The 16,862-nt window shown below is 61.9% G+C and carries 15 protein-coding genes; 13 read left to right on the plus strand and 2 right to left on the minus strand.

What is annotated here, in order from left to right; genetic code table 11:
- Positions 1 to 217 precede the first annotated feature (217 nt).
- A complete protein-coding gene (locus NKJ55_RS00005; RefSeq protein WP_352448121.1) occupies positions 218 to 1,549 on the minus strand; it encodes a PQQ-dependent sugar dehydrogenase in 1,332 nt (443 codons plus the stop codon).
- Positions 1,550 to 1,947: 398 nt separating this feature from the next.
- Here NKJ55_RS00005 and NKJ55_RS00010 point away from each other — a divergent pair, with 398 nt between their 5' ends.
- Positions 1,948 to 2,907: a DMT family transporter gene (locus tag NKJ55_RS00010; RefSeq protein WP_031211408.1), complete on the plus strand. Its 960-nt coding sequence runs from the start codon at positions 1,948 to 1,950 to the stop codon at positions 2,905 to 2,907.
- Between the two features lie 68 nt (positions 2,908 to 2,975).
- Here NKJ55_RS00010 and NKJ55_RS00015 read toward each other — a convergent pair whose 3' ends face one another.
- A complete protein-coding gene (locus NKJ55_RS00015) occupies positions 2,976 to 4,172 on the minus strand; it encodes an ROK family transcriptional regulator (RefSeq protein WP_352448122.1) in 1,197 nt (398 codons plus the stop codon).
- Positions 4,173 to 4,315: 143 nt separating this feature from the next.
- Here NKJ55_RS00015 and NKJ55_RS00020 point away from each other — a divergent pair, with 143 nt between their 5' ends.
- From NKJ55_RS00020 to NKJ55_RS00075, 12 genes are all read left to right on the plus strand, one after another.
- Positions 4,316 to 5,581 carry an ABC transporter substrate-binding protein gene (locus tag NKJ55_RS00020; RefSeq protein WP_352448123.1) on the plus strand — a complete coding sequence of 422 codons (1,266 nt, stop codon included), beginning with the start codon at positions 4,316 to 4,318 and terminating at the stop codon, positions 5,579 to 5,581.
- A gap of 57 nt (positions 5,582 to 5,638) precedes the next feature.
- Positions 5,639 to 6,577, plus strand: a complete 939-nt coding sequence (locus NKJ55_RS00025) for a carbohydrate ABC transporter permease (protein WP_352448124.1) — start codon at positions 5,639 to 5,641, stop codon at positions 6,575 to 6,577.
- The gene (locus tag NKJ55_RS00030) at positions 6,570 to 7,472 is read left to right on the plus strand and encodes a carbohydrate ABC transporter permease (RefSeq protein WP_292660005.1); all 903 of its coding nucleotides are present in this window, start codon (positions 6,570 to 6,572) and stop codon (positions 7,470 to 7,472) included. Before NKJ55_RS00025 ends, NKJ55_RS00030 begins: the two co-directional genes overlap by 8 nt.
- Before the next feature lie 10 nt (positions 7,473 to 7,482).
- Positions 7,483 to 8,580, plus strand: coding sequence for an ABC transporter ATP-binding protein (locus tag NKJ55_RS00035; RefSeq protein WP_352448125.1), 1,098 nt, complete (start codon positions 7,483 to 7,485; stop codon positions 8,578 to 8,580).
- 4 nt (positions 8,581 to 8,584) lie between these two features.
- Entirely contained in the window at positions 8,585 to 9,358 is a 774-nt protein-coding gene (locus NKJ55_RS00040) for an SDR family NAD(P)-dependent oxidoreductase (RefSeq protein ID WP_352448126.1), read from the plus strand.
- Between the two features lie 37 nt (positions 9,359 to 9,395).
- Positions 9,396 to 10,397 (plus strand): sugar phosphate isomerase/epimerase family protein, encoded by a 1,002-nt coding sequence (locus tag NKJ55_RS00045; protein ID WP_352448127.1) that lies wholly within the window; start codon positions 9,396 to 9,398, stop codon positions 10,395 to 10,397.
- The gene (locus NKJ55_RS00050; protein WP_352448128.1) at positions 10,394 to 11,206 is read left to right on the plus strand and encodes an SDR family NAD(P)-dependent oxidoreductase; all 813 of its coding nucleotides are present in this window, start codon (positions 10,394 to 10,396) and stop codon (positions 11,204 to 11,206) included. Before NKJ55_RS00045 ends, NKJ55_RS00050 begins: the two co-directional genes overlap by 4 nt.
- A 200-nt stretch (positions 11,207 to 11,406) precedes the next feature.
- Complete coding sequence (locus NKJ55_RS00055; protein WP_352448129.1) at positions 11,407 to 12,654, plus strand: ABC transporter substrate-binding protein; 1,248 nt, start codon at positions 11,407 to 11,409, stop codon at positions 12,652 to 12,654.
- A 4-nt stretch (positions 12,655 to 12,658) separates the two neighbouring features.
- The gene (locus NKJ55_RS00060) at positions 12,659 to 13,612 is read left to right on the plus strand and encodes a carbohydrate ABC transporter permease (RefSeq protein ID WP_352448130.1); all 954 of its coding nucleotides are present in this window, start codon (positions 12,659 to 12,661) and stop codon (positions 13,610 to 13,612) included.
- 7 nt (positions 13,613 to 13,619) lie between these two features.
- On the plus strand, positions 13,620 to 14,435 hold the full coding sequence (locus NKJ55_RS00065; protein ID WP_023675500.1) for a carbohydrate ABC transporter permease: 816 nt from the start codon (positions 13,620 to 13,622) through the stop codon (positions 14,433 to 14,435).
- A 22-nt stretch (positions 14,436 to 14,457) separates the two neighbouring features.
- Complete coding sequence (locus NKJ55_RS00070) at positions 14,458 to 15,792, plus strand: sulfatase family protein (RefSeq protein WP_352448131.1); 1,335 nt, start codon at positions 14,458 to 14,460, stop codon at positions 15,790 to 15,792.
- Positions 15,793 to 15,860: 68 nt separating this feature from the next.
- Positions 15,861 to 16,856, plus strand: coding sequence for a LacI family DNA-binding transcriptional regulator (locus tag NKJ55_RS00075; RefSeq protein ID WP_352448132.1), 996 nt, complete (start codon positions 15,861 to 15,863; stop codon positions 16,854 to 16,856).
- Positions 16,857 to 16,862 lie beyond the last annotated feature (6 nt).

Raw genomic sequence — 16,862 nt, forward strand, 5'->3', positions numbered from 1 at the left:
CTTCAACAGCCGCAATCCTTCAAAACAGAAGCGTCATCCGCAAACCCACGCACCAAATGACGCGTCAGCGGCTTCGTTCAATCCCCTTCGATTCCGTCAAATCAGGAACCGCTCTAGCTAATTGTTTAGGATATCCGTCTCCGCCGAATGCAGCCATATCGGGCGTGGCGCTGTAGCCGAAGGCTGGTGAGATCGGAATCAGAAAGGCCACCTGCGCTCAACGGCCGTTCGCCCGGCGGACCCGCCAGATGACATTACCGACGTCGTCGGCGACGAGCAGTGCGCCAGTCTGATCGATAGCGACGCCGACCGGACGGCCCATCGCCTCGCCATTCCGCCCGATGAAGCCGGTGAGCACATCCTTCGGGAGACCGCTCGGTTTGCCCCCACGGAACGGCACGAAGATGACCTTGTAACCGCTGCGCACACTCCTGTTCCACGAGCCGTGCTGGCCGACGAAGGCGCCGTTGCCGTAGGCCGGACCGAGTTGCGCGCCTTTGGAGAAGGTCAGTCCCAGCGAGGCGGTATGAGAGCCCAGGGCGTAATCGGGCTTGATCGCTGCCGCCACGAGATCGGGGCGCTGCGGCTTGACGCGTTTGTCGACGTTCTGTCCGTAGTAGCTGTAGGGCCAGCCGTAGAAAGCGCCGTCACGAACCGAGGTCATGTAATCCGGCACAAGGTCGTCGCCGATCTCGTCACGCTCGTTCACGGCGACCCAAAGCTGGCCAGTCTCAGGATTCCAGGAGAGCCCGTTCGGGTTGCGCAGGCCCGAGGCGAAGACCCGAGTGCGGCGGGTAGACCGATCCACTTCAAGGACAGCGGCGCGGTTCTTCTCCGCGGCTATGCCGTTTTCTCCAACGTTGCTGTTGGAACCAACGGTGACATAGAGCTTGCGTCCATCCGGAGTTGCGATCACGTCCTTGGTCCAATGATGGTTGAGGTCCCCGGCCGGCAAGTCGATGATCTTTTCCGGCGACGTGCTGACTCGGGTCTGGCCATTGGAGTAGGGGAAAGCGACGAGCGCATCGGTATTCGCGACATAGAGCTTGCCTTTGGACAGCGTCATGCCGAAGGGCGAATTGAGGCCTTCCGCGAACGTCGTGCGCACATCCGCAATGCCGTCGCCATCGGTGTCGCGCAGGAGCGTGATGCGGTTGGCGCTTTTGGTCGCGGCGCCAGCCCGCTTCATAGCCAGGTCCATGAAGACCTTTCTAAGACTGAAGCCTTCGTCATGCTTGGCAGGGGCATTGGTTTCAGCAACCAGCACGTCGCCGTTCGGAAGCACATGTAGCCAGCGCGGATGGTCGAGGCCGGTGGCGAAGGCGTTCACTGTCAGCCCCTTCGCCGGGGTCGGCATACCTTCTTTCTGCCAGCCTTTCGCCTCGGCGATGTTAACAGTCGGGATCAGCGTCGGTCTTGGTTTCGGTAATGTGGGGTTGGGGCCATAGCCGGATATTGCCCCGGTTTTTTGCGCCGGAATGCCAGCGCAGCTTGCCATGACGGTGCCCAACACCGCTACGAGTACGCTTCCTGGGAAGCCGGCATGCATCGGACGTCCTCCGCATGGATTTGTGTCGCGCTCTTTGTGCAAACGGAAGTCAGTGGCTTATTCTTCCAATTGCTTCGAAACAGCGGCGCTCGTAATCCGAGGGCCAGGAATTCGCGACAGATCTGCGCTCGGTAGAAATATGGCGCGAGAAGATTGTGGCAACCGCGCGAATATCTGTCGCGCAATATGCATCTCACATTTGTATCGCGCGAAATCGGTACGGCTTGCGCTTTTCGGTATCGAGTTGCTCATGGGCCAACATGCGTTCGAATGGAAGGAGACCGTGAACGGCGGGACCCACAACGACCCACCGATTGCACCAGCTGGTGAAACAGCTGTTGTTGCTGCTTAGCAAGACGCCGCAAATCTGCTAAAGTCTGCGGTGGGAGGAGACGGATATCCAATCGCTGCCGATAGCACATCCAAGTGTAGCGAAGGCGACACCCGGCGCATCACTTCCGCTCGCCTATTCCCTCGCGACGCTCTGCTGGCTCCTGTCGGCCGGCGTCTATATCGCCGCCAAGTGGGTTGCCCCCGAGATGCCGCCTTGGGCGCTCTGCTTCTGGCGGCTGACGCTCGCGTGCGCGATCCTGCTGCCTATCGTCCATCGTCATCACGGGGCGATGCTCGTGCTGATCCAATCCCGGGTGATCGAGGTGCTGGTCATCGGCACCATCGGGCTAACCTTGTGTCAGGGCATGATCTACACGGGCCTCAACTACACCAACGCGACAACCGCCGGCATCATCATGGCGCTGTCGCCGATCATGACTATGGTGCTTGCCCGCTTCGTGCTCGGCGAGCCCCTCGGTATCTGGAAAGCGCTTGGAGCGCTGGTCGCTCTGGCCGGGATGGTGGTGATCGTGGCGCGCGGCGACCTTGCCGCGCTGATGCAGCTGCAGTTCAATCCCGGCGAGTTGTGGATCGTCGGCAGCGCGTTTTGTTGGGGCCTCTACACCGTGCTGCTGCGTCGCGCCAAATTCGCTATCGAGCTTCTGCCGATGGTGGTCCTGCTGCTGGGAGCCGGCGCGCTGGCCGCACTGCCCTTCTATCTCTGGGAACTGTTTTCCGGGGATCGTTCGGCGCTGCATGCGAACGGCCTTCTGGCTCTCGCCTATGTTGCCGGCCCCGGCGGCGCTCTGATGTACTATCTCTACAACCGTAGCGTCGAGACACTTGGTGCGGGGCGCGCCAGCATGCTGCTCTATCTCCAGACCGCCTTCGTCGCCGTTCTCGCTTATCTGGTCCTTGGCGAAAGCTTGCACGACTACGATCTCGCCGGCGCCGCCTTCATCATCGCCGGCCTGCTGCTCGCCACCGCGATCAAGCCGAGGCAGCGCACGGTGCGTGTCGCGTAGGCAAACATCAGTTCCGCTGCTTCGGCGAGCAGCTCGCAAAATCAGAGCGCCACCCGAAGCAAGCCGGGTCACTGAAGCCGGCTGTTGTGGCGCAGCACGAGGCCGACCGCGCCGAGCAATGCGTCGTTCTCCGTGTGCTTGCCAACGATTATCCGCGTGCGCAGCGCAGGCGCCACATCGCGGGACTTGATGAGCGTGTGGCGTTCATATGATGCGATCAGTGGCGCCAGGAGAATGTCGCCCGCCAGGGCCATGCGGCCGCTGATGATGATGAGCGGCGGATTGAGAACCGAACCGATCAGGCCAAGGCCACGGCCGGCGAACTCGGCGGTGTCCTCGATCATCCGCAGCGCCCTCACGTCGCCCTCCTCGGCCATCATGATCACGTCGTCCATCGTGACCGGCCGCCGCACGATGCGCGAAATCTGCTCGAGCGGTCCGGCAAAGCTGGCATAGAGCTCCAGGCATCCTCGATTGCCGCACCGGCAAAGGTCGCCGCCGGGATCGATGCTGATGTGCCCGAATTCGCCGGCGCCGCCGGCGATGCCGCTCACCAGCCGACCGTGCTGGACAATGGCCCCGCCGACGCCCAGATCGACCTTGAACAGCACGAAATCGTCCTGGCCGACGGCCGCACCCCACATCAGCTCGGCAATGGCCGAGCAGTTGCTCTCATTGTCGGCGAAGATCGGCTGTTCAAGGACCGGCCCGAACACATCGCGGATGTTGACCCCGGCCCAGGTCGGAACGATACTCGCGCGCAGCACCACTCCTTCGCGGCTGACTGGGCCCGAGACGGAGACCCCAACCCCCAGGAGCCCCGCCATCGGCAGACCGTTCTCTTCGTAGCATCGGGCAATTACTGACTTGGCGAGCTGGGCCGCCTGTTGCGGCTGGTAGTCCAGACCCATGGGGATAGTTTGTTCGGCAACGAAAGAATGCGAGACGTCAGCGACGACACACCGCATCTCGTCGAGGCCCAGATGGATGCCGACGCAGGTGCCCGCAGCGGGATTGAGCGTCAATGTCGTGGCAGGCCTGCCGATACCCCTGGCCGCGTCATGATGGGCCGAGGATTCGATCACCATCCCTGACTTTCTCAAGCCGTTGAGCGCGGTTGAAACCGTCGACCGCGCCAAACCGGTAATGCGGGTAATTTGCGACGCAGAAAGCACGCCGCGCTCGCGCAGGCATCGGACGATCAGGCTCTCCGGCGACGCCGACGGCCTGTCGATCAGCCAATTTCTAAGCGAAGGTTTGTTCATGATGAGCACAAAGCACGTTGACTGATAGCCCAAATATGTCATCTTGGAAAGAACGGAGATTACTGCATCTCGCCGGCCACGACCTCAAATCGCGGGCCACAAGCGGTCGATACGAACCGTGCATCACATATGGGAGTGAAACGATGAAATACCTGAGGACGGCCTTTGCGGCCGCTACCGCCTTCACCTTGATTACCGGAACAGCCCTCGCGGAGCCGAAGACCAACCTCTTGCATCAATGGGCCACCGGATCGGACGCCCAGGCTATCGCCAAGCTCGGCGAGATGTTTACCGCCAAGGGTGGCACCTGGCAGCAGACCTCCATCGCAGGCCATACGGCCAATACATTGGCCAAACTGCGTGCTGATGTGATCGCTGGCAACGCACCTCCCGCTGTGCAGCTAAAGGGCCCCGAGATCGCCGAATGGAACGAGACGGGCATGACAGCCAATCTCGACGACCTGGCGAAGGCGGAAAATTGGGAGAAAGTCGTCGCTCCCGAATTGCTGCCGGTGATGAAGCCGACCGGGAATTGGGTGGCCGCGCCGATGAACATCCACCGCATCAACTGGCTGTGGGCATCGCCGAAGGTCATGAAGGACGCGGGCGTCACCGAGATGCCGAAGACATGGGCGGAATTCAACGCCGCCTGCGACAAGATCGTGGCCAGCGGCAAGATCTGCATTTCGCACTCGACCGCCGACTGGACCGACTCGACCGTCTTCGAAGTGGTCGTGTACGGTCAGGACCTCGATCTCTACAAGAAAGCTTTCGTCGAGGGCGACGTCGACGCCATGCGCAGCGACGGCATGGTCAAGGCCTTCGAGCAGTTTCGCACCATGACCTCGAAGTACATGGACCCCGGCATGAACGGGCGTGACTGGGATACCATGTCGCATCTCGTTGGCCGCGGCGAGGCCGCCTTCCACATCATGGGCGACTGGACGATCGGCCTGCTGACGGCCGGCGGCTTCAAGGAGGGCACCGACTATGTCTGCGCTCAGGCGCCGACCGATTGGGGCAAGCCCGGTTTCATCCTGAATTCAGACTCGGTCGTGTTCTTCAAGCAGAAGGACCCGGACTATATCGAGGGACAGAAGCTGCTTGCCAGCATCATCCTGTCGCCCGAATTCCAGACCATTTTCAATCAGACCAAAGGGTCCATTCCGGCCCGCCTCGACGTCGATCTTTCGAACGGCTTCAATCCCTGCCAGCAACTCTCGCAAAAGGATCTGCAAGCCTCGATCGCCGCCGGAACGCTCGTCCGTTCGATGGCGCACAACATGACGGTGCCGCAAAAAGTCCGCGGCGCAATGATGGATACCATCACCGAGTTTGTAGCGACGCCGGATATGAGTGCGCAGGACGCGGCCAATGCGATGGCGGATGCGGCCGAAGCGCAGAAGTGACGCTGCCGATGATGGCCGGGGGCGAAGCGCCCGGCCAGACTTCGCCGGAGCAGCCCGATGTCCACCCATGATCTGATGGTACCAGCTGCAGCTGCCGCGGCCCGTCCGTGGCGCGAGCGCCTGGGCACGATGGTGCCCATTCTGGTGCTGGCGCCGTCGATAGCGGCGAGTTTCATCTATGTTTTCGTCTTCACGCTCTGGACGCTCTACATCTCGCTGTCCAATTCGTCGCTGTTGCCGACCTATGGGTTCGTCGGCCTGGACAATTACGCTTCGCTCTGGGCAAACCGGCGCTGGAACATCGCCTATACGAATCTCTTCCTGTTCAGCGGCTTCTATATCGTTGGCTCGATGGCCGTTGGCCTGCTGCTCGCGATCGCGATCGACCAGCGCGTCCGCGGCGAGGCGGCTTGGCGCACCATCTTCCTCTACCCGTTGGCGGTGTCCTTCATCGTCACCGGTACGGTGTGGAGTTGGCTCTATAATCCTGTCGACGGTATCCAGGCCTTCGTTCGCGGGCTTGGCTGGACCGACTTCAGCTTCGCCCTGACGGCAAACCGCAATACGGCGATCTATGCTGTGATCATAACCGGTATCTGGCAGTCGTCCGGCTTCGCAATGGCACTTTTCCTGGCCGGTCTGCGGTCGGTCGATCCGGATCTCGTCAAGGCCGCGCAAATCGACGGCGCGTCGGTTTTCCGGACCTATCGCAGGGTCATCCTGCCAACCATCGCCCCGATATTCCTGGCGGTGGCGGTCATTCAGATACAATTCGCCATCAAGACCTTCGACCTGGTGGCGGCGTTGACGCGAGGCGGCCCAGGTGTGTCCACCACCTTCCCCGCCATCTATGTCTACGACCTGATGTTCCAGCGCGGCCAAATCGGCGAAGGTGCCGCCGCGGCGATGATGATGCTCGCTGCGGTCGCGGTGGTGCTGGTGCCGTATTCCTTGTGGATCGTCTGGCGCCGGCGAGCGGAGGGCCGCAATGGCTGAAATTGCCCCTAATGCCCGTTTTGATCCGGAAGAAGCCGCTGCCACGCGCCGGCATTTCTGGAGCCGCTTCCTTGTCTATGCCGTGCTGACGCTTTTCGCGGTCGTTTATCTCGTGCCGTTGCTGGTGGTGATCTTCAACTCGTTGCGCGAGCAGTCGGAGATTGCCCGCAACGGCCTCATCTCCGTACCGCGCAGCTTCCGGTTCGATGCGTGGGCGCAGGCCTGGGGATCCTACTGCGTCAGCGGTACCTGCGAGGGAATGAAGCGCAATTTCTTCAACTCCCTGGCCATGACGATCCCCGCCACCATCATCTCGACCATTCTCGGCGCCATGAACGGCTACATCCTCTCCAAATGGCGCTTCAGGGGCTCTGAACTGATCTTCAATCTGATGCTGCTCGGCGTATTCATGCCCGGCCAGATTTCGCTGATGCCGTGGGCGTTTCTGCTCGGCAAGCTCGGCCTGACCAATTCCACATATGGGCTGGTGCTGATCCACGTCGTCCAGGGCATCTCGTTCACCACCCTGTTCTGCCGCAATTTCTACGTCAGCATACCGGACGACCTGATCAAGGCGGCACGCATCGACGGCGCCGGCTTCTGGCGGATCTTCCGCAAGATCATCCTGCCCCTGTCGCCGCCCATCCTGATCGTCACCGTCATCTGGCAGTTCACCGGCATCTGGAACGAGTATCTGTTCGGCGTCGTCTTCACATCGGGCCAGCAGCAGCCGATCACAGCGGCACTGGTCGCGCTCACGGCCGGCGGCACGACCGCACGTGCTTACGATGTGATGAGCGCAGCCGTGCTGATCGGCGCGTTGCCTCCGCTGCTGATCTATCTGTTTGGTGGAAAATACTTCGTGCGCGGCCTCACCCAGGGCGCCATAAAATGAGGCGTCGCCCATGTCCGCGTTGATGATCCGCAACCTTCACAAGAGCTACGGCTCGCTCGAGATTCTTGCCGGCATCGATCTCGAGGCTAAGACCGGAGAATTCGTCGCCCTTGTCGGCCCGTCGGGTTGCGGCAAATCAACCTTGCTCGCCATGATCGCCGGACTGGAAACCGTCACGTCGGGCGAGATATGGATCGGCGACCGGCTGGTGAACTCGGTGCAACCCAAGGACCGCGATATTGCGATGGTGTTCCAGTCATACGCCCTCTATCCCACCATGACGGTGCGCCAGAACATCACCTTCGGCATGGAGAGCCGCGGCGTGCCAAAAGCGGCGCAGGCGGAAGCTGTCCAGCGGGTTACCGCACTCCTGCAGATCGAACAGCTGCTTAAACGCAAGCCCGGCCAGCTCTCGGGAGGCCAGCGGCAGCGCGTTGCGATGGGGCGTGCCCTCGTGCGCGACCCGAAGCTGTTTCTGTTCGACGAGCCCTTGTCCAACCTCGACGCCAAGCTGCGCGTCGACATGCGTACCGAAATCAAGAAGCTTCACCATCGCGTCGGCAAGACCACGGTGTATGTCACCCACGATCAGGTCGAGGCGATGACGCTTGCATCCCGCATTGCGGTGATGAACCAGGGCTCGGTACAGCAGTTCGACACGCCGAAACGGATCTACGACCGGCCGACCAACATGTTCGTTGCCGGTTTCATGGGATCGCCGGCGATGAATTTCATTCCCGCCCGGCTTACGGGCTCGACCAGCATCTCGGTACGCGCCGCTGACGGCAGCGACGTCAGCCTCGCCCTTGCCGCGCCGATGCCCGCCGGCGCGCCAAAAGACGTCGTGCTCGGTATCCGGCCGGAACACATCTACCGTTTCACGACCGATCTGAAGTCGCGCAAACCTGCTGTAGCGTCCATGCAGGCGCCGGTCGAATTGGTCGAGCCTACCGGGGCCGAGACGCTTGCCGTGCTCAGGCTGGGTGACCTGGAGATCACCGGCCGTTTCGAGCCGGATGACGCTCCCGTCATGGGCGAGACGATAACGCTCGGCATCGACATGTCGCGCGCCTGTCTGTTCGATCCAACAACCAAGGCGCTTCTGTAGTTTGATGTCCGTACAATTCGCGACTTATCCGAGCTTGACCGATCGGGTCGTGCTGATCTCCGGCGGCGCCTCCGGCATTGGCGCCGATATGGTCCGCGCCTTCGTGGCGAACGGCGCCCGGATAGCCTTTCTCGATGTGCAGGACGAACCAGCGGAGGCGTTGGTGCGCGACCTCGCTGGTGCCGCCGGGCAGGCTCCGTTATATCTCCATTGCGATGTGACCGACGTCGATGCGCTAAAGGCGTCGGTAGCAGGCGTGCGCGCGCGGCTTGGTCCGGTTGCCGTCCTGGTGAATAACGCAGCCAATGATCAGCGCCATCCCATCGACGCGGTAACGGCCGACTATTGGGACCGCAGCTTCGACGTCAATCTGAGGCATCACTTCTTCGCCGCGCAGGCAGTGCATCCGCATATGAAGGAACTCGGCTTCGGCTCGATCATAAACTTCTCCTCCATTGCCTGGCGGTTCGGAGCGGACCAGATGGTGGCCTATGCCACCGCCAAGGGGGCCGTGGTGGCGCTGACGCGTGCGTTGGCGCGGTCGTTCGGACCGGATAACATCCGCGTCAATGCGATCGAACCCGGCGCCGTCATGACCGAGCGGCAGCGCGAGCTGTGGTTCAAGACGCAGGAGGCAGTCGACCAGACGGTGCAGCGGCAATTGATCCGCCGCGTCCTGCTGGGCGAGGAGATTGCACGCACCGTGCTCTTCCTGGCGGCCGACGACAGCCGCATGATCACCAAACAGTCCATAACCGTCGATGCCGGTCTGCGCTAGTGACGCCTCTCCGCTCTCCATTGGAACCGCCAAGCTGATGTTTCGTCTCGGCCTCAACCCTTACGGACTGACCTACTATCTCGGCCTGCAGGGCCGCGGCACGCCGCGGCACAATCCGGACGGCGTGGGGCTGGAAGGCTTCATCACGCTGGCGCAGGAACTGGGCGCACGCACGCTCGAGATCTACGAACCCTGGTTGACCGACTTGACTGACGCCGAAATCGTCGCCCTGCGCAGGCGTCTTGCCGCGCTGGACATCGTCCCGGTGGTGAGCGGCGGACTTCTAGTGGCAGGTCCGCTGGACAACGCCTTTCGGGCTGCGCGCCTGCTCGAGGCGACGACGATCCGTATCGCACTGACGCCTGTCCTGTGCGGCGACCGCAATGCGTGGGGTCCGAAATGGAGCGAGTTCAACGCAACGATTCGCGCTGCCTTGACGGAATGGGGGCCGCGTGCGGCGGCCGAGGGACGCGTGCTCGGCATCGAGAACCATCAGGACTTCGGCAGCGACGAACTGGTTGCGTTCTGCGAACTTGGCGGGCCGGGTGTCGGCATCACCTACGACACCGGCAACACCTTTCCTGTCGGCGAGGCGCCGCTTGCCTTCACGCGCCGGATCGCGCCCCATGTCCGCCACGTTCACCTCAAGGACTATCGCGTCCAGTTCACGGATGAGGGCTACCGCCTGGTCCGCTGCGCGATCGGCGACGGCGCCGTGCCTTTCGCCGAACTGGCAGCCATCCTTGGCGAGCACCACGACACGCTGACGGCGGTGCTTGAGCCCGGCGCGCTGGAGGCCCGTCACGTTCGCTGTCTCACCGACGACTGGTGGAACGGATATGCGCCGAAGACCGCCCGCGAATTCGCGGCCTGCCTGAGTGCTGCGCGCCTGAACCGCCTTGCGGACGACGCCGACTACCGCACGCCATGGGAGCGCGATGATGACGGTGCGCTCGTTTCGTACGAGCTCGACATGATCCGGCGCAGCGCCGCCAACATGATGAAATTCGATTTCATTGCAATGGAGAAATCAGCATGACTGCCCGAGAACTCAGCGGCCTGACCGCCTTCGTCACCGGCTCGGGACGCGGCCTCGGCCGCGTGATGGCCGACCGCTTGGCCGAACTTGGCGCAAACGTCGCGGTCCACGACCTCGATTGGGCCCGGCCATCTCAATATGGCGAATTCGCGGACCTCGGCGACTCTGCCAGGGGCTTGGAGAAGCATGGGACGCGCATCACCGCGGTCACCGGCAACATCGGCGACAAGCAAGCTGTCGCGGAAATGAAGAGGAAGATCGAGGCGGAGCTCGGCGACGTGCACGTCTTGGTAAACTGCGCCGGCGGCGACATCGGCGCCAAGGGCGTAAAGCCCAATCCCAACAACGCACTGGACATCGACTACGAAGACATCAAGGTTCTAACCGAGAACAACCTCATCGGCACGATGCTGGTCTGCCAGGCGTTCGTTCCGCCGATGGTCAAGCGTGGCTCAGGCTCGGTGATCAACATCGCCTCGGCGGCAGCGCATATCGGATGCTCGCCCGAGGTGGTCTACTCGACGCTCAAGGCGGCTGTCGTCCATTATACGCGCTGCCTCGCCAAGGAACTGATCGACGATGGCGTACGCGTCAATGCGGTGAGCCCCGGCGCCACCAAGACGGCACGGTTCCAGGCGAGCCGCGTGGTCGATCCACAGCGCATGGATTCGAGCAAGAAATCGCTGAACCGGTATGCGGAGCCTGAAGAGATCGCCGAAGCGGTTGCCTTCCTCGCCGGTCCGCGCGCGCGCTTCATCAACGGGCAGGTAATCCGCGTCGATGGCGGTTTCACGATCTTTCCAGGTTAGGCCGCGATCGTCCATACCGGGTACCGGAAGCAACTTCGGCATCGCGCGCTGTAGATAGCTCCGCCCGAGTTCGGCCAGAACTATGCACTGCATTACAGTCGGAGCTTGACAAAAACTGCGGTATAGCGGGTATATTAATCGAATAATATGACGCCATCCCTGGTGAGGAAGGCGGTTGGCAAACCAAGGAGGAGACCAAGATGAGCCGCTACAAGTCAGTCGGATTCCTGCACGGCATGGTTTTGGGCGTGGCCCTGACGACCGCGACTGCGGCCCATGCCGAGACCTTGACGCTCTATTGGAACGCCGGCCACGCCTATCAAGCTTATGCCGATGCAATAGCAAAGTTCGAGGCCGATCATACCGGATGGTCGGTGCAGTGGGAGAAATTCCAGTGGCCGGATATGCGCACCAAGCTGGTGGCGGATTTTGCTGCGAAGAGCCCGCCCGATCTCGTCGCCGAATCCGGCGGCTGGGTGCAGGAATTCGGCCAGCGGAATCTGCTGCGGCCGCTGAACGACTTCATCGAACAAGACGGCAAAGCGATCGGCTATCCCGACGACTGGCAAGCCTATTCCGTCGAGCGCAACAAACTTGGCGACCAGTACTATGGCGTCCAGATCCACCTCACCTGCGCCACCCTCGTCTACAACGTCGATATGCTTAAGCAGGCGGGCTTCGACGCGCCGCCTGCGACCTGGGAGGAGTTCCTGAAGGTTGCCAAGGCGACGACGACCGGCGCCCGCTTCGGCTTCGCTCCCAACCCCAGCATCGGATATTATTCGTCGTGGCTGCTGCAGAACGGCGTAAGCTATTACGATCCCAAGACAAACAAGGTCAATCTCGACAGTCCTGAGGCGATCGAAGCGATCCAGTTCCTCGCCGACCTGATCCACAAGGAAAAAGCAGCGACCAAGCCGGCGGCGGGTGCTGACTATGAGGGTCCGCAAAAGCTGTTCACGGCCAACCGGGTCGCAATGATCATAACCGGTCCGTGGGACGTGAAGCCGATCCGCTCGGGCAACCCGAAGCTCAACTGGGCGGTTGCGCCATCACTCAAGCACAAGGTGCAGGCGACGTTCGCGGGCGGCGTCAGCGTGATGATCCCTAAGGACGCCAAGCACCCGAAGGAGGCCTGGGAGTTGTTGAAGCGGCTCGTCGCGCTCGACACGGAACTAGCGGCTACCAAGGAAGCGGGCATGACGATGCCGCGCAAATCCTGGGCCGAAAACGCCGAGGTTCAGGCCGATCCGGTCATCGGCAGCTTCAGCAAATGCCTGCCTTACGCGCAAGACGTCACCGCCGAGCTGCGCCTCACCGGCAAGCACGCGCGAATCGAGAAGCTTCTGCAAAGTGCGCTCGAGGATATCATCTACAATCAGAAGCCAGCAGCCGAGATCATGCCGAAATTCGCGGCCGAGGCCAACGTCATCCTGGCCAACAACTAGGCCGATGATCGTCAGCGGCAGCACCGATACGGCCGATACGGACATTCGCGTCGGCGCGATGCCGACCCGGCGAGCTGCCCGCCTCAGCCGGCGCACCAGACAAACGCTTCTCGCTTACCTGCTGCTGTCGCCAGCAATCCTCTATTTCTCGGTCTATTTCTTCTATCCGATAGGACTGGAGTTTTGGGCGAGCCTGTACAGCGGCCAGCCGCTGATCGGCGAGAGCCGATTCGCCGGACTGGACAACTACGTTGCTGCCCTCGGCGACGCGCGCGTTCGGCAGTCGCTCTTCGTGACGCTGGCCTTCGCGATAGGCGTCACCGCGGCCAGCATCGCCATTGGCCTCGGACTGGCGGTCGTGCTCAACCGGCCGATCCCGGGGCGCACTCTGATCCGCGCAATCATCTTCTTTCCCTACATCACCTCCTTCGTGATCGTCGCGTTGATGTGGCAGGCAATTCTCGATCCCTACACTGGCATCTTGAACAGCTTCCTTGCCGAGGTTGGGCTGCCGACCCAGAATTGGCTCGGCGACACCTCGACCGCGCTGCCGACCCTCATCGCCATCACGGTGTGGAAGGATGTCGGCTATGCCATGCTGATCTACCTCTCCGCGTTGCAGTCGATCCCGTCCGACTTCTATGATGCCGCATCCATCGACGGCGCCACGCCGACGCAGCAATTCCGCTATCTGACCTGGCCGTTGTTGACGCCGACCACGCTGTTCATCGCGGTCGTCAGCACGATCAGCCAGCTGCAGGAGCTGGCGCCGGCCTACCTGATAACCAAGGGCGGACCGGCCGACGCGACGCGGTTCTTCAGCCTACACGTGTTCGAGGCAGCCTTCTTCGAGCTCAACATCGGCTACGCCTCGGCGCTGTCTTTCCTGATGTTCCTGCTGATCCTGGCCATCACCTTCGTTCAGTTCCGCCTGCTCAACCGCGAAACCACCTATTGAGGTTGGCATGACATTCGCAAAAACGCTCCCGTCCTACCTACTGCTGCTCTTCTGCGTGGCGCTGTCGATCTTTCCGTTCCTCTACATGCTTTCGCTGTCGCTGCAGAGCGATGCCGACGTCTTCAGCGGCATTCCGATTCTGATCCCCGAGACGTGGCAATTCACGAATTACATCGACATCTGGCAGAAGGCGCCGTTCGCGCGTTTCACGCTCAACAGCTTCATCATCGCCGGCGGGATTACCTTCCTCCATCTGATCTTCGATCCGTTGATCGGCTACGTCTTCGCGAAGATGGAATTCGCCGGTAAGCGCGTCATGTTTGTCGCGGTGCTATCGACGCTGATGATCCCATTCTTCATCCGCATGATCCCGCTCTATGTGCTCACCGCGCGGATGGGATGGCTCAACACCTATCAGGGCCTTATCCTTCCATTCGCCATGAGCGCCTACGGGATCTTCCTGATGCGGCAGTTCATCCGTCCGATTCCCGACGAGTTGCTTGACGCTGCACGGATGGACGGCTGCTCGGAACTCGGCCTTTACTGGCGCATCGTGCTGCCGCAGGTCCGTCCGGCACTGGCGACGCTGGCCCTCCTCACCTTCGTGTTCCAGTGGAACGAATTCCTCTGGCCGCTGGTCGCCGTCAACACCACCGAAATGCGGCCGATCACGACGGGACTGACGCTTTTCAACCAGGAATTCTTCACCCAGTGGAACCTGACGGCGACGGGCGGGATCATTCTCTTCATCCCGAGCCTGCTGCTGTTCCTCTTCACGCAGCGCTACTTCGTCCGCAGCGTGATGCTGGCAGGCATGAAATGACCATTCGGAGTTATTGCACCCTATGACGTCCCGCCGACCGAACGTGATCGTCTTCTTCACCGACCAGCAGCGTTGGGATACCGTTGGTGTCCATGGCAATCCGCTCGAGCTTACGCCAAATTTCGACCGCCTCGCCGGGACCGGCACGTTCTTGGCGAATTCGTTTACCTGCCAGCCCGTTTGCGGCCCCGCCCGCTCCGTCTTTCAGACGGGGCGGTACCCGACCATCACCGGCTGCTACCGCAACGACATCCCGCTGCCTAAGAGCGAGCGCACGCTCGCGCATCATTTCACCGCGGCAGGTTATGACACCGCCTACATCGGCAAGTGGCACCTGGGGTCCGCCGAGCCGGTCACCCAGGAACAACGCGGCGGCTATCGCTACTGGCTGGCCTCCAACATCCTGGAGTTCACGTCCGGCCCCTTCGACACCGTCGTCCACGACAATGACGGCAAGGCGGTGAAGCTGCCGGGATACCGCGTCGATGCCCTAACCGACGCTGCAATCCGCTATGTCGCATCGAGGGAAGACGAGCCGTTCTTTCTATTCCTGTCCTTCCTCGAGCCGCATCACCAGAACCAGACGGACAACTACCCTGCCCCGCTCGGATACGAGGACAGGATCCGCAAGAAGCTCGCCATTCCCGGCGATCTCGCCGCACTTGGCGGCACGACAGCAGAACATTTCCCCGGCTATCTGGGCATGGTCGCGCGCCTCGACGAGGCGTTTGGACGGCTGATCGAGGCGCTCTACAGCCTTGGCCGGCTTGACGACACGATCATCCTCTTCACCTCCGACCACGGATGTCACTTCAAGACCCGCAACAACGAATACAAGCGTTCCTGTCATGAGGCGTCGATCCGCGTGCCGACGCTATTCCACGGCCCCGGCTTCCAGCGCATCGGCACATATGAAGGCCTAGTCAGCCTCGTCGATCTCGCGCCGACCCTGCTCGCCGCGGCCGGCCTGAAAGTGCCCAATTCGATGCAGGGCGTCTCGCTGCTCGACGCGCTGCAGGGCGAACGGCCGCCGTGCGACGAGATATTCATTCAAATCAGCGAGCACCATGTCGGCCGCGCGTTGCGCACCAGACGGTGGAAATATGAGGTCGAGGCGCCGGGAAAAGACGGCTGGCGGGATTCCGGCAGCGATTTCTATGTCGAGGCGAGGCTCTACGACCTCGATGCCGATCCAAACGAACTAACCAATCTCATAGCTTCGCCCGATCACGCAGAGACGCGTGCATGGCTGCGAGGCCGCATCGTTGCCCTGATGGAGGAGGCCGGCGAGGCAAGGCCCGAGATCCTTGCCGCCGGGCATGGAAGCTGGAATGAAATCCGGCTGAGCGACAGCTGATCATGTCATGTCGCGCAGCGGATCCAACAATGCACGAGAGAAGTTCCGATCGCAGAAAGGCGCCGACCATGGCCGATGTCGCCCGGCGCGCCAATGTATCGACCGCTGCCGTGTCGTACCTGCTCAGCGGCGACAGCACGCGCCTGAAGTTCGTCGGCAAGGAGGCGCGGCAGCGCATCCTCGAGGCCGTCGCTGAGCTCAACTACGTGCAAAACCGCACCGCGCGGCAGCTGCGCCGCCAGCAGGCCGAGCGAATCTGCCTTGTACTGCCTCGTCTCGGCGTGCCGTTCAGCGACCGGATCGCGCAGGATATCCAATCTGCAGCGGCGCTGAGGGGATTTTCGACAATTATCACCGCGGGAGACACCTTCGAGCGAACCGACCGGATCGTGAGGGAAATCGAGAGCGGGCTGGCAGACGGCATTATCGCCGACTGGCAGCATCTCTCCGAGCCCGAGGTGATGGTCTTGGCCGCGCGCCTGGCGGCCGCGGGCCGGCCAGCGGTGATCTTCCATCCGACCATCGAGCCGGCAGGCTTCTCGGTTGTGCGCCAGCATACCGGCAGGGCCGTCTTCGAGGCACTCGACTACCTCTACCGAGCCGGCCATCGCTGCATCGCCTATATGGTGCATGAGCAAGCTGTGGACGGGAGCCGTCTCGCCGCCTATCGCAGCTTCCTGCAAGCACGCGGCCTTCCGCTGCGAGACGACCTGGTGATCGGCGGTGCAGAGGCGCGCAAGGCTGCGTTTGCCAATGCTACGGCGCTGGCCGCCCGCAAGGATCGGCCGACCGCCCTTTTCGTCGAATCCGATCTTGCCGCCGTGACCGCCCTGCACGCATTCGAGGAGGCCGGCCTCTCCGTGCCCGGCGACATTGCAGTCATCGGCTGCGGCAATATCGACGAGGGCGAATTCAGTCATCCGGCATTGACGACAATCGGCCCCGAAACTGCCCACTACGACCATCTTGCCGATCATCTGATCTCATTGATCTCGGCAACACCGGGCGCAATACCTACCCTTTTCAGCGTTTCGTGGCAGTTGGTCCGTCGCGCGTCCGCATGAGCAGGA

The sequence above is a fragment of the Mesorhizobium sp. M0106 genome, assembly GCF_040322715.1.
GTDB lineage: Bacteria > Pseudomonadota > Alphaproteobacteria > Rhizobiales > Rhizobiaceae > Mesorhizobium.